Origin of the sequence: Halalkalibacter lacteus, from assembly GCF_036663595.1 — a bacterium.
GTDB lineage: Bacteria > Bacillota > Bacilli > Bacillales > Bacillaceae_D > Halalkalibacter > Halalkalibacter lacteus.
In genome coordinates, this window is record NZ_JAWRVL010000004.1 from 23,794 (window position 1) to 42,313 (window position 18,520).

Here is an 18,520-nt window from a genome sequence, read left to right on the forward strand (position 1 = left end):
AACTTTATTCAGAAAAATACTTTTGTAAGATAAAGAACGTTTGCTCTTTTATCACTTCTGATTCGTTCAATAGCTGGTGACGTCCATTTTCAATCAATATGATGATACTTTTCGGATATAACATAATTACTTTTTTTATTCCAAACGTTCCATTAACAGTCCGATCGTTCTGCCCTTGGATCATTAAAAAAGAGAGATCTTCTCGTACCTCTTCATGTTCATCCTTCAACCATCTACCTAAAGCATGAAGCCAACTTACTGGTAAGACCTTTTCCTGTAGTGGGTCCTCTTTTGTAAAAGAAAGATACGCCTCTTCACTAGAATTTTGTGAGAATATCCGTTTGAACTTCTTTAAGAATGGTTTTGCTACAACTAGACCTACATGAGAAGTTCGCCATAAATGCGGACGAAACAATGGAGCAATGAGTGCTATTTTAGCAAAAGAACCCTTGTTTCGCTTTTCAAATTCAAGTCCAATCATCGCACCCGTACTATGTGCAACAAGAAGGAGCGAATCGGTTTTCGATAATACGAGTGAATCATACACTACTTTTAATGTATCGATATATTCTTCAAAATGATTAATCGTCATTCGTTCCCCACTAGACAGTCCATGCCCAGGTAAATCATAGCAAATCACTTCATACTGCTGCTTGAGTAAATAAGAAATCGTCTTACTTAATGATCCAGCATGATCAAGATAACCATGCAGTAACAATACCGTTCCTCTGCTTTTTTGGGGATTAAACTGTTGAGCAAATAAATCATAACCAAGTGCCTCGATGTATCCGTACCGGTGAACACCATTTGGAAACAATAAATCATAGAACTCTTTATATACTTTTATATGAAGAGATTCTTTCCCAAATGGAAGACGTTCAGCTTGAATCATTTTAATGGCTCGTGAAATCATTCTTTTCTCACAAGCTCTGTCACACTTTCAACCTGTGATGTCCATGGAAACATATCAACCGGTTGGATTGATTTGACTCTATAGCCTTTTTTACATAAGCGATCCACATCTTTCGCTAGCGTAGACGGATTACAAGAAACATACACCAATTGCTTTGGTTTCACTTCAATAATTGTCTGAAGCAATGTATCATCACAGCCTGACCTAGGGGGATCCACAACTACAACATCAGGCTTCCATCCTTCTTTTTTCCAACGTGGGAGCCACGTTTCAGCTTTTCCTACTTCATAGGTTACGTGATCATACCCATGATTTTTCGCATTGACCCTTGCATCTTCAATCGATGCTTCAATGACATCCATCCCTCGCACTTCAGCCGCTTCACTTGCCAACCATAAACCTATCGTTCCAACCCCACAATAGGCGTCCACAACCTTTTCATGACCTGTTAAGTTTGCAGCCTTTTTGACAACATTATAGAGCTTTATCGTCTGTGTTGGATTTAATTGAAAAAAAGCACGCGCAGATAAAGAAAAAGAGAGATCACCAAGCTTTTCTTCGATCACTTCTTCGCCAGCCAAATGAACCGTTTTATCCCCAAAAATGACCGATGTTTTCTGCCCATTTATATTTTGAACAATTGATGTAACTTCTGGTAGTCGTTTTTGTATTTCCCCAACAATTGCCTCTTTACGAGGTAGTGTTTCGTCTTTTGTAACAAGAACAACTTGCACTTGTCCTGTCGCAAATCCCACACGTGTCACAATTGTTCTTACAATGCCTTTATGCTTTCGTTCGTTATAGATCGATACATTAAGGTCCGCTAATATTTGTTTAACGATTTGCGTCACCTTATTTGTTGCTTTGTGTTGCACCTTGCACTCTGAAAGGTCTATTAATTTATGGGAGTTCATTGCATAAAGACCAGCAATTACGTCTTCACCTTTTTTAGCTACTTGAAGCTGACTTTTATTTCGATAATCCCACGGATCTTCCATTCCGATGGTTTGATGGATTGATATGTGATTAATATTTAGCTTCGTATGACGTTCAAAAGCTTGTCTTACAATATCTCGTTTTTCTCGAAGCGTTGCCTGATAATCCATATGCTGCAACTGACATCCCCCGCACTCAGCATAGACAGGACATGGCGGCTCAATCCTCTCGTTTGAACGCTTACGAATTTTCACCACTTTTGCTTCAGCAAAACGTGGATTTACCTTCGTCACCTCTGCTACAATCTCTTCATTTGGAAGAGCTCCAGGAACAAAAACGACTTGCTTTTTAAAATAGCCTACTCCTTCTCCATTAATCCCAAGACGTTTAATGGTAAGTGGAAATTGCTGGCCTATTTGCATACTAACTGTTTTCTCTATTTGTTTTTGTTTCATCATATTCAACTCCGTCCTTATTTGCGCCCCTATTATAGCATGTTCCCACATTTCTTCCTAAACTTACTAGACCGAAAGTTGCTGTATATCTGCTAAAATAGACAAGGAGATTTAAAAAGAGGAGAGATTATTTTGTCTATACCTACAGATGTAGCATCACTACAAATTATGGCCCACGTCTACAAGCGGGAAAGTTTACAGTCGGTATTCAATAAAACTGTTGAAAGCCTTGTAGAACAAGTACTTTATATTGATTGGGTCGGTATTTATATGTATGAAAATTTAGATCATAAATTGGTGGCTGCTTCTTCCTTTGAAGATGACATTAAGTGGGAATGCAACGGAGAATTAAAATTCCCTATTACAAATTCAATGAAAGAAGAAATTGGAATGATGGTTGTTCGTAGTCGTCAACCAATAGCATTTGATGTAACGGATGTTAGTACGCTAGAAACAATTGCTGCAGCAATTGGCCAAGAAAGTTTTGCAAATTAAAATATGTAAGTCAGTTAAAAAGGGTCTGACCATCCTAGTGTATATATTCTGCACTAGGAGTCAGACCCTTTTCTTTCGATTATTACGGAAATGGTAAACTTTCTGTTTGTTTTGTAAACATTAAATCATCTAAGCTTTTGAATTCGTAGCCCTTCTTTCTCGCATCTTCAATTACGCGAGGCAACGCTTCGGCATTATCACTTGATACGGAATGGATTAACATAATCGCACCTGGGTGAATTCGTTTCATAATTTGATTGTAGGCATACTCTCCACCCTTTTGTTTATCTACTTCCCAATCTTTATAAGCCATTGACCAAAAAACATTCGTATAGCCTAGCTTATCTGAAAGAACTAATGAACGTTCACTAAATTGTCCTCTTGGCGGACGAAGGTAATTCATTTCTTTCACTCCTGTAATTTCCGTAAAACGCTCTTTCACATTGTTTAATTCATTCATTAAACGCCCGTCCCCAACTTCTGGCAAGCTTGGGTGATGCCAAGAATGATTACCCACAATATGTCCTTCCTCAACCATTCGTTTTACCAAATCTGTTGAATTATTTAAATAATGACCCGTTACAAAAAAGGTGGCTGGAACCTCCTTTTCTTTTAGGACATCTAGAACTTTTGCCGTATAGCCATTTTCATACCCATTATCAAATGTTAGATAAAGTTCTTTTTTTGATGTATCACCGATGAAAAAACCATTTGTCTTCTCGAGCAACTCTAAATACAGAGGTTCGGTACTAACGGGTTTGTTTTCTTTTTCTGGCTTATAGCTCCAATTGTGAGTCGTGTTGCTGTAAGCCGAAGCTAAAGGCGTTACGCATCCCATAAGTGCTACGAAAATGAGCGTCGCTACGACTGTTGTTTTCTTTAGCATCAAGCATCATTCTCCCTCATTTTTTTGTTAGTTTATCACTTTTGAAAATCGTTTATGTATGTTGACCGATTAATATTATAGAATGTATTAAACGCAACGTGCGGTGCCATTTCCTCTTCTTAGAAGATCTCATTTTTTGTTTTTTCAGTGCCCTCTTGTTTTCCTGTTTTCTTTGAAACGATTAGTAATCCATATATATCCCTTTACTGTTATCCTACTTATTTTTTGTTTCAAAAAAAGAAGGAATCGCTAGTAACGACTCCTTCTTTGCTGTCTTAATTAAAAACGGGCTCTTTAAACTGCGCTAGCTTTTCAAGTGATGACTGATCAACATCAGCGTGTAGGCTATTGCCATGAGAATCCATCGTTACAATCGCGGCAAACCCCTCAACTTCTAAATGCCACATTGCTTCAGGAATTCCAAATTCCATTAAGTCTACACCTTTTACCTTCTTAATACAGTTTGCATAGTATTGTGCTGCTCCCCCAATTGCATTGAGGTATACACCACCATGTTCTTCTAGTGCTTTTAATGTCTTAGGTCCCATTCCACCTTTTCCGATAACAGCACGAATACCAAATTTCTTCATAATATCACCTTGATAAGGTTCCTCGCGAATACTCGTTGTTGGTCCAGCTGCCTTCACGTGCCACTCCCCTTGCTCGTCTTTCATCATAACAGGACCACAGTGATAAATAACTTGACCATTTAAATCAATTGGTGCATCATGATCCATTAAATGGTGGTGAATCGCATCTCGTCCTGTATGCATCATTCCATTAATGATAACAACGTCGCCAACTTTTAGCTCACGAATTTGATCTTCGGTGATCGGTGCTTGCAAAACAACTTCACGAACTTCACTTTTCTCTTCAACTGCATCTGAAATTTCCTTATCTGATTTGTTTAAATCAATTTGTTCGCCATCTTTGTAAAGCCACTCTTGAATTTCTCCTGTGTCTTGATCAAGGATCACACCTAAACGGCGGTATGCCCAACAGTTATAGGCGACTGATACAAAAAAGCTTGCTGGCAAACGATTCATCGCACCTACTTTACAGCCAAGTAGCGTTGCTTCGCCACCAAACCCCATTGTTCCAATACCAAGCTTATTCGCATTTTCTAACACATAATCTTCGAGAGTACGAAGTTCTTCATTTTCATTTACATCATCAACCGTACGGAATAGCTGTTCCTTTGCTAATGAATAACTAGTTGTCCGGTCTCCTCCAATACCAACTCCGATGAAGCCCGCACTACAGCCTTGACCTTGAGCTTGATAAACAGAATGCATAATACATTTGCGAATTCCATCTAAATCACGTCCAGCTCGTCCCAAACCTTCTAATTCTGTTGGCAGGCTGTATTGGATATTTTTATTTTCACAGCCCCCACCTTTTAAAATAAGGCGCACATCAATCACATCTTTTTCCCACTGTTCAAAATGAATAACTGGAGTTCCTTCTCCTAAGTTATTACCTGAGTTTTTCCCTGTAAGCGAGTCGACTGAATTGGGACGAAGCTTGGTATCAGCTGTTGCTTTTTCAATCGCTCGATAAATTGCTTTCTTTATTTCAATTTGGTTTACACCAACTGGGACTTTGATTTCAAAAGTCGGCATCCCAGTATCTTGACAGATTGGAGATACATTCACATCGGCCATACTAACATTTTCCGAAATGGTTGATAGTGACAATGCAGCTCGTGTGCCTGCGTTTTCTTTTTCTTTTGCAGCGGCAATAGCTCGTCGTACATCATTTGGTAGATTCGTAGATGTATCAACAATTAGTTGATACATGCTTTCTTCTAATTTCTTCAATTCATCCATCTCCCTTTTTACGTACAATCAAAATTTCTTCCACTACTATTATAATGTTAGTCTAAAAATTCCGAAAGAGTAAAGTGGAAGCGCGTTCAAGAAAATGTTGAAATAGTAGACTTTTTCGCTTATATCAAACAACAAAAGACGCAACTCACAAATTATTAGAGAGCGCCTTAGTCAGTTGTAATTTTTAGAGAAAACCTAATTGAGCCTGATCATCGATTAGCGATTCTAAATGCTCAGTTCGATTCGTATAATGGATCAAGGGTTTCTTGCGCTTTTTTGACCATTCGATGTGTGTAATACTCGTGTTGCTTATTTGAAACGGTCGGTGAAACACATGCCACTGATTTCCTGTTAACAAATACATGAGAAGAATACTTATAAACCCTCCATGAGATACGATAGCGACATGGTCAGCCTCATGAGCCAGCTGCAATTGACTGATTACATATTGACATCGTTTTGTTAGTTGGTCAGTCGTTTCCGTCCCCTTAATTCCAGAGGTTAAAATAGATCTTTCTATTGTCATCGGATAGGTTTCATATATTTCGGCTCGAGATAACCCTTGCATTGGACCAAGGTTTACTTCTCTTATTTTATCCCATTTGTGTACTGTAAGGTTTTTTGATTTACCAATTATCCTAGCCGTTTCATACGCCCTAGTTAGATCACTACTATAGATATAATTAAGCTGAACATCTTTTAAATAATGGGCGACAGACCTCACTTGTTGTTTACCCAATTCTGATAATGGATAGTCCATACAACCTTGAATCTTACCAGTTAAATTCCCAAGTGATTCACCATGTCGAATCAGGTACAAGTTCATGATTTCAACTCCTTATTCTGACCAATCGTAACGGAATTGTTTACACTTCGTCTCAATGTCATCTAACATTGCGAGAAGGCGGTCAATTTCTTCCACTCCTGCTTCTTCTGGATTTATACTTTCAAGAACGTTCATCACCATATCAAGTCTGTTGTGCAAGTAGTTCATTTGTTCTTTTCTATCATGAATTGCTCCACCCAATTACGTTCTCTCCTTTAGCTAACAAGTCTTCTTCTTATATTTAAAGTGTAACAGATTTGATCTTCGTCCACAATGAAGCGAAACCCTTCAAAGAAACTAGCCCTTTTGAAACAATGGTTTTTACGTTATGATTAATAATAGTAATGATAAAAAAGGAGTACGATCTTTGTGATTGACATTTATCCAAAAATAACCCCTTCCTATGATCCTTGGGAAGCGTACGAAGATATAAAAGAGTTTGGAAAACTACAACTGACAAATATTGAATTTACAACAACAACATTATGTAATATGCGTTGTGAGCATTGCGCAGTTGGGTATACATTGCAACCGAAAGACCCAGTTCCTCTTCCCCTTGACCTGCTTATTAAGAGATTAGAGGAAATTCCAACTTTGCGTTCCTTTAGTATCACAGGCGGAGAACCGATGCTCTCCATGTATTCAGTTGATCATTATGTTGTCCCCCTCCTAAAATATGCTCATGAAAGAGGAGTCCGCACTCAAATTAATTCGAATTTAACTCTTGATTTAAAGCGATATGAGAAAATCATTCCATACTTAGATGTTCTTCACATTTCTCATAATTATGGTAGTGTTGATGATTTTGCTGAGATTGGATTTGCCGTGATGGACCGAAAGCCTAGCTTTGCACAACGGGAAAAGTTATTCAATCGAATGGTTGAAAATGCAAAGATACTAACGAGTCGAGGTGTGATTGTTTCAGCCGAAACAATGATTAATAAGCGTACACTGCCTCACCTTGAAAAAATCCATAATCAAATTGTCGAAATGGGATGTCAACGACACGAAGTTCATCCAATGTATCCAAGCGACTTTGCAAGCCAACTAGAAGTTGCATCTCTTGCAGAAATTCGTTCAGGAATCCACCGACTACTTGATTCACGAAATAAGAATATTTGGATGCTATTTGGTACTCTTCCTTTTTATCCTTGTAGTGAAAACATGGAAGACCTTCTCTTACAAAAAAGGCTTATGGCAGAGCTAAATGTTACCGTTCGAAACGACCCAGACGGACGCTCCCGCCTTAATGTGAATATATTTGATGGGAACATTATTGTAACGGACTTTGGTGATACCCCTGCTTTAGGAAATATTCGAAATACGAAGTTGGAAGACGCTTATGCAACATGGATGAATTCTGACCTTGCTAATTCCTTAAACTGTCATTGTCCTTCTGTAAACTGCTTAGGTCCTAATGTACTTGTAAAAGAAGCTTATTATAAAGATCTAGACTTTACCAAACGCAAATCAAATATCTAAAAAAGAGGTTGACTCAAATCAAGGGTCTCACCCAAGCCGCACAGTATATGGGATCTTCATACTCCATAAGAGGTCAACATCCATATATTGCGCTGACTTGTTGGGCTCAGACCCTCATAAGAAAACATCACTTATTTGGGTTGATTTGCCGCTACAAACGCAAAGGAAAGATGGTCTTGGACTGGGATCCATGCACCAATTCCTTGTTGTGTTACATTTTTCACCTCAAGCTTGCGCTTTCCTCCTTTAAACGTCAAATAGACCTCGCCATACGTCACTTTCCCTTTTTCATTAGCAGCAGGAACGTAACTATGCAAATAACCTACTTGTTTAGGTGCTATGTTATAAGTATTATTTTTTTTCGTTCCTTGACCAATAACGGTTTCAAACGATAAAGGTAAATTGGTATGCTCTGTCGCTTTAATCATCATCATCTTTTTAACTGCTTCACTATTCGGAATCTTAGCCGTTAACCCCCCACTCACTTTCTTTTGTTGTTCTTGATAATACGTTAATTTTTGCGGTGAACGTCCGCCACGATTATCTGTATAGTTTGTATTCACTTTTTGATACTCCCAGTTCACCTCGGTTCCCTCTGATTCATAAGCCAACGGCCACTCCCCTAAATAAATGGAAGCTCTAAAACCTAATGCTAATTTAGAATCATTTATCGTTGATTCATTTAGTATCCGAACTAAATCTGGGTTCTCTATTTGGACATCAGTTGTTTCTAATAACTCTTCTGCCAATGCACTTGGTTGTAGATAAGGCAAATCTTGAGCAGGATTGGTGTACGTATTTTCTTTTGAAATCTTTACAACTGAATCAGGAACTTTAAATTCTTTATCTTCAACTTTTTTCCCATCTCCTTCTGCAAATACTTGTACAGATGTTGCTAAAAAGAACATCGTAATAAGTACTATGATCACTCGTTTCATCATAATAACCTCCTCATTTCAATTAGGGACATTGTTGTTCATTAGTTTGATCGTTCCAACAAAAATTATCCATCCCGACCGCAACCTTAATTTTTCTAGTACACTCTCCCAAGGATCAAGGTTCTTCATAAAATAAAAGAAGAAGCAGCTCTTAAACTGAGCTGCTTCTTCTTTATATTGAATATTGAAAGCCCCTCAACTGCCAACTCTTTTTTTATTGCGCAGTTTTCCAGTTGAGTTTTTTCCCAATTCTCGGAAAGAACCACTGAATTAGTGGTCCCAGTAAAAAGGTAACAATAATGGTTCCTAAACCAATAGGTCCTCCGAAAAGAAAGGCTGCTACTAATGCAATTAATTCAGCGATTGTTTTGGCGATCATTAATTTCACACCTAGTAAATCTTTAATTGCAAACATGAAACCATCAATTGGTAAAAGAGCAAATTCTGCCTGCAAATAAATAGATGCGCCAAATGCTAGAATCACAATGCCTAGCAATAACATCATCAATTGTAAGACTAAACCACTAAATAAAGTATGTTGAAAAACGACGATTAACCAAAAATCAATAAAATAACCTAGAAGGATAATTGTAAGTAAAGATACAACTATTGGACGTGCCCTAGTTATAAGTGCATTCAATATAATTAAAATGATCCCTACAAAGATCACCCAATTCCCAACCGAAAAGGGAGTTTTTATTGCTAATCCAACATTTAAGGCATCCCAAGCACCCGTACCCAGGCCAGCTAAAATGGTTATTGTTATACCAAACGAAACAATTAGTAATCCGCCTCCGTAACATAAGACTCTAATTAAAGTAGACTTCATCTGTATAATTCCTCAATTCTTTTATTTCCATTACGATTCTTCATTTTTTGTATTATTTCCTGTTTTTTCGCCGATCTTCACACTAACATTACGCCAATTTCCGAGGAAATAGTACCCTACTGCAATTAGACTACTTATAATAAAACTTACTCCCATTCCTAACGCAATTCCTCTTTCGCCAAACCATATTGAGAAAAGCGCAGTTAAAGGATATCTTAAAATCCAAAATGAGATAATATTTAAAATTAATATGGGAAACATAGCACCCGCTGCTCTAGCTATCCCATTTAAAACAAAGTTAACACCTAAAAATGGATAGAAGAATGCAATCGTTTTTACGTACATCGCACCAAACTGAATGGTTTCTTCATCTTGTACAAACATTCTAATAAAAAAGTCTGCACCAAAAAAGATAATTGTGCTTATGGTTACCGAAACTAACGTAATTAAAAGAAGTGCTTGTTTGGCTATTTCATCGACTCTTCCCCATAATTTCGCTCCGATATTTTGACCTGCCATACTGTTCACTGCTGATCCTAAGGTTAGTGCTGGGAGCATAATAAGACTATCTAACCTCTGTGCTGCTCCAAAACCAGCTACAACCACTCCACCAAATCCTGTGACAATCGTCATGATTGCTAAGATACCTGCAGAAATCGCCATCATTGACAACCCTGCTGGCAACCCCATCTTAAATAAAACTAAAAAGTATCTTCTTTCAGGCAGGGTTGGAATTTGAAACGGTACATTCACTTTATAGATTGAATACCATAAACCATAAACAAAAGCCGTTCCTTGGGATATAATCGTTGCATAGGCCGCTCCGTTTATTCCTAGCTGAAAAACATGAATAAGCAATGGATCGAGCACGACATTCAGCAGGACAGCAATCACAATAAAGCGAATTGGTGTTTTACTATCACCCAAAGCTCTTAAAACTGTGCCAATGAAATTATAGCCAAATAAAAACAATATACCAATGAAATTAATCTGTAAGTATGACTGTGCTAACGGCAAGATATCATCCGGTGTTCCCATTGCTCGTAAAATGGCACCTGAAAATAGAAAGCCAATCAAACCAAGTAAAACAGCTAATACTCCTAATACGAAAACAAAGGCATTTAATGAATCTTTTAACCCTTCTTCATCATTTGCTCCCCTTCTTTGACTAATCACCGTTAACGTCGCTCCATTTAAACCAATAATAAATGAGAGAGTAGTAAATACAACGGTTGCCGAAATGGTAATAGCTCCTAGTGCACTAGGTCCAAGAAGATTACCCACCCAAAGTGAATCAACAAAATGGTACGATGCTTGAAGGATATTGCTAAGAAAAATTGGCCACGAGAACATGACCATTTTGCCGATTATTTTCCCTTTAGTAAAATCAATTTGCTTTGTTTCTGACATGCTGATCTCCTTCTTTAATATACAAGAGGCGTCCAAAAGGGGTTATTCAAAAGAAAAGGATTATAATTGATGAACCTTTGTTGTACAACAAGGGCTTTACTCATCTTCCTTACGTTCAAATGTCTCAGTAATATGAATTGAATTTTTAACGGTTTGGTAAATGGGACAGTTCTTCCTTGTTATATCCATTATTTTGTCTATCTTTTCATCTGACGCATCAACATTATATAAAATGAAATGAAGATGAATATTCATTACTTCATTTGCCCCTTCTTCATTCCTCTTAACATCTGCTTTAATCCGAATATCTTTATATGCAATTCGTTTCTTATCTAAAATTTTTCTTAGAACTCCACCACTACATACAGCAACTGACGATACAAGTAGTTGATATGGTCTAAAACCAAAATCAGCATTTCCTGACACTTCAAGCTGACCATATTCAAGATCAGTGACAAAACTATTTTCCTTCATTATAAATTCCATCTACTAACGCCTCCTTCGTTTCACACGTCTTCTATTGTACCAGTCTGCACTTACAACGTCATGTCCTTTTGCTTTTTTTGCAAGTAGTCAATGATGAAAGAAGAAGAAGCTAATATAGTAAAAAGTTGGCAAACCCTATTTAGGTGTTCTTTTTAACCAATTCATAGATAGAATTAGTTTCTTATCATAATAAGTAACTATAATTACGAGTATAAATCCTGTAACGTTACTTACCTTCATAGTTACAGACCCTTCTTTCAGCGCTCAAAGAGGTGACCTATTCAGGTCACCTCTTTGATAATGAGAGCTACGTATAGTTTATTTTCGTAAGCTCTTCATCTCTTCTGCTGCTTCTCTTGTCGCTTTGACAATTTCTTCAGAGCTTTCTCTTAAATGTGAAGCTGTTTCTCCGATAACTTTCACATCATTTGAAATATCTCGTACAACACTAGATACCTCACTCGCGGTTGTCTTTACTTGATCAAAAATCTGTTCTCGGTTCTCTCGAATAAAATGAATCGCATTACTCGTTTCTTCTCTTGCTTGTTTTAATTCAGAAAGGACCCTTACTCGCCATTCCTTTTTGATAAATACAATTGAAAGCAGTAGTACCCCAAAAATCCATAACATCCTTAAAGAATTGGTTTGTGTTTTCGGTTCCATTTTATTCCTCCTCTTTTCGTTCTTGGTTTTATTTTATCAAGAAAGATAGAGAAAAGGAAAGAATAGGAACACTCATTTTCATGAATGAATAATCACTCATTATAAAACAAAAAGTAATTTCCCTCTTTCTTCATTTGAATCTCTCCTCGTTCTACTAACATGTCGATGTGCCCAAATGTTTCAGAGAAAGTTAAATCAGGTTGAATCGTATGCTTTTTCATAAATAGTTCATAACTAATGTCATTAGCGGACATCCTATCACCAGTAATAATCGTTTTAATTGCTCTTGCACGCTCTAAATGACCTTGGAGTCTTTGATTAATTAGCTCATTTACTTCATATATAATCTCTCCATGCCCAGGATATAATTTCTTAATGTTTAACTCTTTTACGACTTGTAGCGAGTGTCGATATTGCAGTAATGTCTTTGGTCTCTCTTCCCCTTTCATTGGAGCCTCTAGTAGAGCGTTGGATGAGATTGAAGCTAATAAGACATCTGCTCCTATAGCGGTATGATCATGTTCACGAATAATCATAATATGATTTTGAGCATGGCCTGGAACTTCAATAACTTTCCAACCAGAAAGACCTGGCACTTTATCACCATGTTTCACTATAACGTTAAGGTCAGCTTGTTCTATGAAGCTTATGTACGCTTGACTAGTTCGTCTTACTTTTTCTACTACTTCCATTGGAACACCATGCTCGTTATAGAACTTTTGAAAAAATTCTATACATCCGTTTAAAAAGGCACGATCTTTCGTAAGCCACGGTCGTAAATAGCGATGTCCAATTATTGTCGCATGGCCAAATAGTCCAGCTAGTCCGACATGATCAGGGTGATGGTGTGTTAAAATAACTTGCTCAATGTCTTTAATCGAATAGCCAAAGTTTTTCAATTCACTTATTAGTACTTCTTTTCCTTCCTTTGTCAGTGGTCCTGTATCTACCAATGTTATTGTATCTCCACAAATTAAGTAGACGTGAACAGGACCAACATGAAAAGGTGTAGGTATCGTTAATTGATGTATTGACTCGGCACAAACTCCCACTTAAAAGTCCCCTTTTTTCATTTATCACACAAAAAGAGTGACACTATTCGTTCAGTCAAACTAAAACAATTTCCTTCAAAAAAGGAATTAGTTTAGTTCAAAAACAAAACTAGGCACCCTCATTTATGCGTTAATTATAAGCTTGAGTCAAGAAATGATCGGTTTCTAGTTTTTCAAAACCGTCATGACCTGCTTTCTTTAATTCATTTAGTTCACTGGCTAGTCTGTCTAATTTCTTCTGCATCTCTTCAATCATTTTTTTTTCTGAAACTGTCATGATTTCTCTCTCCCTTTTTTGCTAGTATTTTGCAAGTGATTGAGCAGTCGCTCAGTTTCCACTCACACTTACTGAGCTATCTTTTTATAATGGTAAGAATATTCTAACAATAATTTAAGCAATTGTAAAGGTATTTTTTCATTTTTTATTGTTCAGTTTATTCACAGGGTTGTTAATAAGATTGTGAATAACTTATCCCACCCTGTGAATAATATTTTTCTTATAAGATATTCAGGTCCTCTACTTATTTTCACTTTCATAATGTTTTTTCACTTGAATTTTATTCGGTTTGCTTGACATTAGAACACCAGAAATCATTCGACAATTTTATACATATTTCATTTATTTGAAAAATTGTAACAATTCATCACTCTATTGACATTCAATGATTGATAAACTGTAACAAGGAAGCAACTAATATAAGATAAGGTGGGAATATATTTGAGAAGACAATCCACTTCATTTGAAGAACTGGTTTTAGAAAATAAAAAACAACTTCTAAACGATCCAGAAGCATTGGCTAAAATTGAAGAGCGAATCGATGAACGGTCGATGAATGATAAAGAACAAAACATGGATACAAAATAAAAAGAGCGAGATTACCAATTTAGGTATCTCGCTCTTTTTATTTTAAAAAATGGAAATTATAACGAATAGAACCAATCCGTTTAACACACAGTAAGAGCATGATTAACTACATAACTTTAACGGTGTGAAAGGAAGTAACGAATGGATAATGTTATGCTTGCACGAATGATTTTTGGTTCTTCTATAGCTTTTCATATTATCTTCGCAACATTAGGTGTTGGGATTACATTGATGATTTTAATAGCCGAAATCATGCGAGTTATTCGAAAAGATGAAGATTACGGCACACTTGCAAAGCGGTGGACAAAAGGGGTAGCTATTTTGCTTGGGGTAGCTATTCCATCAGGCACAATTGTTGCTGTTATGCTTAGCTTACTCTGGCCTGGATTTATGGAAATTGTTGGCCAGGTGATTGCTTTGCCATTCCAGGTTGAAATTTTCGCCTTCTTTCTAGAAGCTCTCTTTCTTTCTATTTATATTTATGCTGCTGATCGCCTTTCACCAGTTATGAGAATTGTTAGTGTATTTTTCGTGGCACTCGGGGCGACTGCTTCTGCTGTCTTAATCACAAATGCACATGCTTGGATGAATACACCAAGAGGCTTTGATATGGTTGATGGACAGGTAATAAATGTAAATCCTATCGCCGCTGTCTTTAATCCTAGCTTCTTTGTGACTTCTTTGCACGTCGTTGGTAGTGCATATATGACAGGTGCATTTATCCTAGCAGCCGTTGCAGCTTTTAAACTATTTCGTGGTGGATTAACAGATAGGGAGATATCTTATCATCGAAAGGGACTAACGCTCTCTCTTGCTATTGCGCTTATTATGTCTGTTTACACATTAAACAACGGTCACGATACTGCGATTATGTTGCATGAGCATATTCCTGTAAAACTTGCTGCGGCCGAAGGGTTATTTGAAACACAATCTAACGCTCCCCTTGCAATTATGGGGACACCTGACCCCGAAGCTGGAAGAGTGATCGGAGGAATTGAAATACCAGGCATGCTTAGCTGGCTTGCTACCGGAACAACAGATGGTGTTGTACAAGGGCTAAATGACTATCCTCGTGATGAATGGCCTCCATTATTTGTTCATACATTATTCAATGTTATGGTCGGCATCGGTTCTGCACTACTTGGATTAGCTTCTATTTTTTGGGTCATTTGGTTTATAAGAAGAAAAAAACAAAAACCATACCCTAAATGGTTATTATCTGGAATTATTGCCTCTGGTCCCCTTGCTATGGTTGGCATTGAGACAGGTTGGATTTTCAGTTGTACCGGCAGACAGCCATGGACGATTTACGGTGTCCAACGTACTGGTGAAGCTGCCACTAATTCAGGTAATTTAGGAATGTTGTTTGTGCTTTTTATATCACTTTACGTCGTACTTCTAGTATTAACTGCTCTTGTCATGCATTTCTACTTTAATCGAAACCCTGTTTCAAACGAGTTACACACAATTTAAAGAGAGGGGATTATTATGCAGGATGTTTATATTGCGATTATTATTTTATGGGTATTTCTCTTTATGTACGCCATAGCCGGATCGATTGATTTTGGAGCTGGCTTTTGGGCGATGTATTACCGGAGAAGAACAGACACAAAGGCGGCTAGTATTGCTAATCGCTATTTATCTCCATCATGGGAAGTAACAAATGTCTTTCTCGTGTTACTCGTTGTAGCTTTGGTTAGCTTTTTTCCAGGTGCAGCATCAACACTTGGAACCTTAATGATTGTTCCGTTTTGTCTCGTCCTATTCCTCCTAACCATTCGAAGTGCTTTTATGGTCTATTCTTATTCCGTTCAGAAATACACGAATATGCTCATCATGATATCGGGTATTACTGGGTTGCTCATACCTGCACTACTTATTAGTATTTTACCCGCTGCGATTGGAGGGTTTGTCGAAATAGTTGGAGATAGACAATATATCCTTGTAGATCAGTTGTTTAAAAGTCCAACCTTTTATACACATCTCGGTTTTGGTTTGAGCACAGAATTATTTTTATCTTCTTTGCTCTTAAGCGATTATGCCAAAGAAGCAAACTCAGAAGAAACGTACCATGTTTATAGAAGGAATGCGATCATCTTAGGTCCGATCACGTTATCCTTTGCCGTTGGTGCGATTTTCACGTTAATTCCTGAAGCGTTTTGGATGTTTGAAAATATAGCGAATGAGTGGTTATGGTTTACTCTATCTTTGCTTGCCTTTTCTATTGGCTATAGTTCCCTCTGGTGGCCTTCAAAGAAATTCGAAGTTGGTCGTCCTAGAATTGCCGTTCTGCTCATAGCTTTGCAGTTTGGGTTGGCGAGCTTTGCCTATGGTTCTGCGCATATGCCTTATTTCCTTTATCCAGATGTAACGATTTACGATGCGTTTACGAATGAAGTGATGTTCCGGTCACTTCTCATTGGATACGGTATTGGTATGGCCATTCTCATTCCTGTATTTATTTGGTTCTGGCGTCTGTTTATGAAAGATAAACGATACTTACGCCAAGAGGGTTCACCTCATTGACTAAATAGTAAGAGGGTATCTCCATAGAGTCTGACTCCGACTAGTTAGTACGATATATAGAAGTTGAGCATTTGCACAACATCATATATTGTACACTAGGGGTCAGGCCATTGGTTTGAGTCACCCTCTTTTTGAATTCTTTTCCTCTATTTTCTTTTTGTTAACTCCATAAACTCATCCACATCAACTAGGATCAACTCGATCGCCTCTTGCCAAAATGCTTTGCTTGTTAAATCAACATTAAGATGCTTCTTAGCTAAATCTTCAACCGTCATGCTTGCTGTATCTTGAAGCAATGCAACGTAGTCATCTTCAAATGACCGTCCAACCTCAAATGCTTTTTTGTAAATTCCCAAACTGAATAAAAAGCCAAACGTATAAGGGAAATTATAAAACGGTACTCCTGTAATATGAAAATGAAGTTTTGATGCCCAAAATGTTGGTGAATAAGAAGTAAGTTGGTTGCCATATGCTTCTTTTTGAGCTTCCTCCATTAAGGTATTTAACTCTTCTACCGATAACAATTTCTCCTTACGAGCTTCATAAAATCTCGTTTCAAATAAGAAGCGAGCATGAATATCCATAAAGAATACTAGCGACCGTGATATTTTATTTTCAAGCAATGATAGTTTAACATCTTCAGTTGGTGCTTCTTTTACCAATGCATCAGCAATAATTGTCTCAGCAAATGTTGAAGCGGTTTCAGCGACATTCATCGCATAACGTTGAGCCAGAGGATCCATTTCTTTTAAACAATGACCATGGTAAGCATGCCCAAGTTCATGAGCAAGAGTGGCGACGTTAGCCATCGTGCCATCATACGTCATAAAAATACGTGATTGCTTTGACAAAGGAAATGATGTACAAAAACCACCAGGACGTTTCCCTGCTCGGTCTTCTGCTTCAATCCAACCATCACGAAGTGCACCTTCTGTAAAAGTTGCAAGCTTAGGGCTAAATGTTTTAAAGTGCTTAATGATTAAGTCAAAAGCATCTTCATAGGAAATCGTTGTATCTCCTTCAACAGGAAGAGGCGCATGAACATCATGCATAGCTAGTTTCGTAACACCTAATAAACTAGCTTTACGCTCCATAAACTCATATAATCTTGGCTTGTTTTCTGTAATCGTTTCCCACATTGAACGAAGTGTCTCTTCCTCCATACGATTTATTGCAAGGGGCTCTTTTAGTACATTCCCCCAACCTCTTACACCGTATAAGTTAAGACGAAATCCTGCTAAATGATTTAGAGTTGAAGCGAATAAATCCGATTCTTTCTCCCACGCTTTTTCTAAAGCATCGGCGGCACGCTCTCTTACTGTGCGGTTTGAACTGTTTAAACGATTTTGTATTTGTCCAACTGACAAGAGTTTCTCTACTCCATTTTCTTCGAATGGAATTTGCATGCGTCCAACCGCTCCATTATAGACAGTTCCCCAAGCATGGTACCCGTCAATCGCTAATTGTGCAGCAAGTTTCTCCTCCCTAGGTGGTAATTTTTCTTGTGCTTGCTGACGACGTTCCTCAAGATTAAATGTCACACCCTTTAATGACGGATAAGTCACCAATTTATTCCACTGTTCATCTGTTAAAACTCCAAGTATGTCTTCAATGGCTCCCCAAACATTTTGCAACTTTGTCATCTGTTCTGTTATTTTCCCTTGCCAAAGCGTTGCTTCTTTATCTTTGACATTCTGAGCCGTTAAGCAACTAATGAATGCACTCGCTTGTCGTGTACGTTGCATCTGCAATTGTACGTTATATATAGAACTTTCTATTTGATCGAGTGATACTTCTTCTTCAATTGACTGATCTAGCTCATCAATGAAATGGTCTGTTTCCTCAACAAATTGTTGAAAATCTTTAGACGTACTTCCACCTTCAAAAATGGAGTCTAAATCCCACACCTCTTGATACTTCATTATGTTC

General features: G+C 37.6%; 19 protein-coding genes. 5 read left to right on the forward strand and 14 right to left on the reverse strand.

The genetic code is table 11. The annotated features are described in order from the left end of the window. Window positions 1–4: 4 nt before the first annotated feature. Window positions 5–913, reverse strand: coding sequence for an alpha/beta hydrolase (locus tag SAZ04_RS04120; RefSeq protein ID WP_332691498.1), 909 nt, complete (start codon window positions 911–913; stop codon window positions 5–7). Continuing rightward, complete coding sequence (gene rlmD / locus SAZ04_RS04125; protein ID WP_332691501.1) at window positions 910–2,307, reverse strand: 23S rRNA (uracil(1939)-C(5))-methyltransferase RlmD; 1,398 nt, start codon at window positions 2,305–2,307, stop codon at window positions 910–912. The genes SAZ04_RS04120 and rlmD overlap by 4 nt, the downstream gene beginning before the upstream one ends. A 129-nt stretch (window positions 2,308–2,436) precedes the next feature. Here rlmD and SAZ04_RS04130 point away from each other — a divergent pair, with 129 nt between their 5' ends. Then, window positions 2,437–2,799 carry a GAF domain-containing protein gene (locus SAZ04_RS04130; RefSeq protein WP_332691504.1) on the forward strand — a complete coding sequence of 121 codons (363 nt, stop codon included), beginning with the start codon at window positions 2,437–2,439 and terminating at the stop codon, window positions 2,797–2,799. Between the two features lie 82 nt (window positions 2,800–2,881). Here the strand turns inward: SAZ04_RS04130 and pdaA are convergent, their stop codons facing one another. The 4 genes from pdaA to SAZ04_RS04150 all read right to left on the reverse strand — a co-directional run bounded on the left by pdaA (window position 2,882) and on the right by SAZ04_RS04150 (window position 6,541). Next, window positions 2,882–3,685 (reverse strand): delta-lactam-biosynthetic de-N-acetylase, encoded by an 804-nt coding sequence (pdaA, locus tag SAZ04_RS04135; protein ID WP_431308953.1) that lies wholly within the window; start codon window positions 3,683–3,685, stop codon window positions 2,882–2,884. A 275-nt stretch (window positions 3,686–3,960) separates the two neighbouring features. Continuing rightward, window positions 3,961–5,505: a fumarate hydratase gene (locus tag SAZ04_RS04140; RefSeq protein WP_431308954.1), complete on the reverse strand. Its 1,545-nt coding sequence runs from the start codon at window positions 5,503–5,505 to the stop codon at window positions 3,961–3,963. Between the two features lie 193 nt (window positions 5,506–5,698). After that, window positions 5,699–6,340 (reverse strand): histidine phosphatase family protein, encoded by a 642-nt coding sequence (locus SAZ04_RS04145; protein ID WP_332691506.1) that lies wholly within the window; start codon window positions 6,338–6,340, stop codon window positions 5,699–5,701. A 12-nt stretch (window positions 6,341–6,352) separates the two neighbouring features. Beyond that, a complete protein-coding gene (locus tag SAZ04_RS04150; protein ID WP_332691509.1) occupies window positions 6,353–6,541 on the reverse strand; it encodes an SE1561 family protein in 189 nt (62 codons plus the stop codon). Window positions 6,542–6,712: 171 nt separating this feature from the next. Here SAZ04_RS04150 and yfkAB point away from each other — a divergent pair, with 171 nt between their 5' ends. Then, entirely contained in the window at window positions 6,713–7,822 is a 1,110-nt protein-coding gene (gene yfkAB, locus SAZ04_RS04155; RefSeq protein WP_431308961.1) for a radical SAM/CxCxxxxC motif protein YfkAB, read from the forward strand. Between the two features lie 131 nt (window positions 7,823–7,953). On the opposite strand, the gene SAZ04_RS04160 is transcribed toward yfkAB, so the two are convergent. From SAZ04_RS04160 to SAZ04_RS04190, 7 genes are all read right to left on the reverse strand, one after another. Next, window positions 7,954–8,760: a YfkD famly protein gene (locus SAZ04_RS04160; protein ID WP_332691937.1), complete on the reverse strand. Its 807-nt coding sequence runs from the start codon at window positions 8,758–8,760 to the stop codon at window positions 7,954–7,956. Window positions 8,761–8,974: 214 nt separating this feature from the next. After that, window positions 8,975–9,589: a YczE/YyaS/YitT family protein gene (locus SAZ04_RS04165; protein ID WP_332691515.1), complete on the reverse strand. Its 615-nt coding sequence runs from the start codon at window positions 9,587–9,589 to the stop codon at window positions 8,975–8,977. Between the two features lie 30 nt (window positions 9,590–9,619). Further along, window positions 9,620–10,999 carry an MATE family efflux transporter gene (locus SAZ04_RS04170; protein ID WP_332691518.1) on the reverse strand — a complete coding sequence of 460 codons (1,380 nt, stop codon included), beginning with the start codon at window positions 10,997–10,999 and terminating at the stop codon, window positions 9,620–9,622. 96 nt (window positions 11,000–11,095) lie between these two features. Further along, window positions 11,096–11,485 (reverse strand): OsmC family protein, encoded by a 390-nt coding sequence (locus SAZ04_RS04175; protein WP_332691521.1) that lies wholly within the window; start codon window positions 11,483–11,485, stop codon window positions 11,096–11,098. A gap of 318 nt (window positions 11,486–11,803) precedes the next feature. Next, a complete protein-coding gene (locus SAZ04_RS04180) occupies window positions 11,804–12,148 on the reverse strand; it encodes a hypothetical protein (protein ID WP_332691524.1) in 345 nt (114 codons plus the stop codon). Between the two features lie 92 nt (window positions 12,149–12,240). Further along, window positions 12,241–13,200: an MBL fold metallo-hydrolase gene (locus tag SAZ04_RS04185; protein WP_332691527.1), complete on the reverse strand. Its 960-nt coding sequence runs from the start codon at window positions 13,198–13,200 to the stop codon at window positions 12,241–12,243. Window positions 13,201–13,330: 130 nt separating this feature from the next. Beyond that, window positions 13,331–13,477, reverse strand: a complete 147-nt coding sequence (locus tag SAZ04_RS04190; RefSeq protein ID WP_332691530.1) for a hypothetical protein — start codon at window positions 13,475–13,477, stop codon at window positions 13,331–13,333. A gap of 441 nt (window positions 13,478–13,918) precedes the next feature. Here SAZ04_RS04190 and SAZ04_RS04195 point away from each other — a divergent pair, with 441 nt between their 5' ends. The 3 genes from SAZ04_RS04195 to SAZ04_RS04205 all read left to right on the forward strand — a co-directional run bounded on the left by SAZ04_RS04195 (window position 13,919) and on the right by SAZ04_RS04205 (window position 16,591). Beyond that, entirely contained in the window at window positions 13,919–14,065 is a 147-nt protein-coding gene (locus SAZ04_RS04195; RefSeq protein WP_332691533.1) for an FbpB family small basic protein, read from the forward strand. A gap of 141 nt (window positions 14,066–14,206) precedes the next feature. After that, a complete protein-coding gene (locus SAZ04_RS04200; RefSeq protein ID WP_332691536.1) occupies window positions 14,207–15,538 on the forward strand; it encodes a cytochrome ubiquinol oxidase subunit I in 1,332 nt (443 codons plus the stop codon). Window positions 15,539–15,553: 15 nt separating this feature from the next. Beyond that, window positions 15,554–16,591: a cytochrome d ubiquinol oxidase subunit II gene (locus SAZ04_RS04205; RefSeq protein ID WP_332691539.1), complete on the forward strand. Its 1,038-nt coding sequence runs from the start codon at window positions 15,554–15,556 to the stop codon at window positions 16,589–16,591. Between the two features lie 146 nt (window positions 16,592–16,737). On the opposite strand, the gene SAZ04_RS04210 is transcribed toward SAZ04_RS04205, so the two are convergent. Beyond that, window positions 16,738–18,513 carry a M3 family oligoendopeptidase gene (locus SAZ04_RS04210; RefSeq protein WP_332691542.1) on the reverse strand — a complete coding sequence of 592 codons (1,776 nt, stop codon included), beginning with the start codon at window positions 18,511–18,513 and terminating at the stop codon, window positions 16,738–16,740. Between the last annotated feature and the right edge of the window lie 7 nt (window positions 18,514–18,520).

What these genes read in the sequence shown, in the direction of transcription:
- SAZ04_RS04120 (WP_332691498.1), bottom strand. Translation starts at nt 913, where the DNA reads ATGATTTCACGAGCCATTAAAATGATTCAAGCTGAACGTCTTCCATTT.
- rlmD (WP_332691501.1), bottom strand. Translation starts at nt 2,307, where the DNA reads ATGATGAAACAAAAACAAATAGAGAAAACAGTTAGTATGCAAATAGGC.
- pdaA (WP_431308953.1), bottom strand. Translation starts at nt 3,685, where the DNA reads ATGCTAAAGAAAACAACAGTCGTAGCGACGCTCATTTTCGTAGCACTT.
- SAZ04_RS04145 (WP_332691506.1), bottom strand. Translation starts at nt 6,340, where the DNA reads ATGAACTTGTACCTGATTCGACATGGTGAATCACTTGGGAATTTAACT.
- SAZ04_RS04160 (WP_332691937.1), bottom strand. Translation starts at nt 8,760, where the DNA reads ATGAAACGAGTGATCATAGTACTTATTACGATGTTCTTTTTAGCAACA.
- SAZ04_RS04165 (WP_332691515.1), bottom strand. Translation starts at nt 9,589, where the DNA reads ATGAAGTCTACTTTAATTAGAGTCTTATGTTACGGAGGCGGATTACTA.
- SAZ04_RS04170 (WP_332691518.1), bottom strand. Translation starts at nt 10,999, where the DNA reads ATGTCAGAAACAAAGCAAATTGATTTTACTAAAGGGAAAATAATCGGC.
- SAZ04_RS04175 (WP_332691521.1), bottom strand. Translation starts at nt 11,485, where the DNA reads ATGGAATTTATAATGAAGGAAAATAGTTTTGTCACTGATCTTGAATAT.
- SAZ04_RS04180 (WP_332691524.1), bottom strand. Translation starts at nt 12,148, where the DNA reads ATGGAACCGAAAACACAAACCAATTCTTTAAGGATGTTATGGATTTTT.
- SAZ04_RS04190 (WP_332691530.1), bottom strand. Translation starts at nt 13,477, where the DNA reads ATGACAGTTTCAGAAAAAAAAATGATTGAAGAGATGCAGAAGAAATTA.
- SAZ04_RS04200 (WP_332691536.1), top strand. Translation starts at nt 14,207, where the DNA reads ATGGATAATGTTATGCTTGCACGAATGATTTTTGGTTCTTCTATAGCT.
- SAZ04_RS04205 (WP_332691539.1), top strand. Translation starts at nt 15,554, where the DNA reads ATGCAGGATGTTTATATTGCGATTATTATTTTATGGGTATTTCTCTTT.
- SAZ04_RS04210 (WP_332691542.1), bottom strand. Translation starts at nt 18,513, where the DNA reads ATGAAGTATCAAGAGGTGTGGGATTTAGACTCCATTTTTGAAGGTGGA.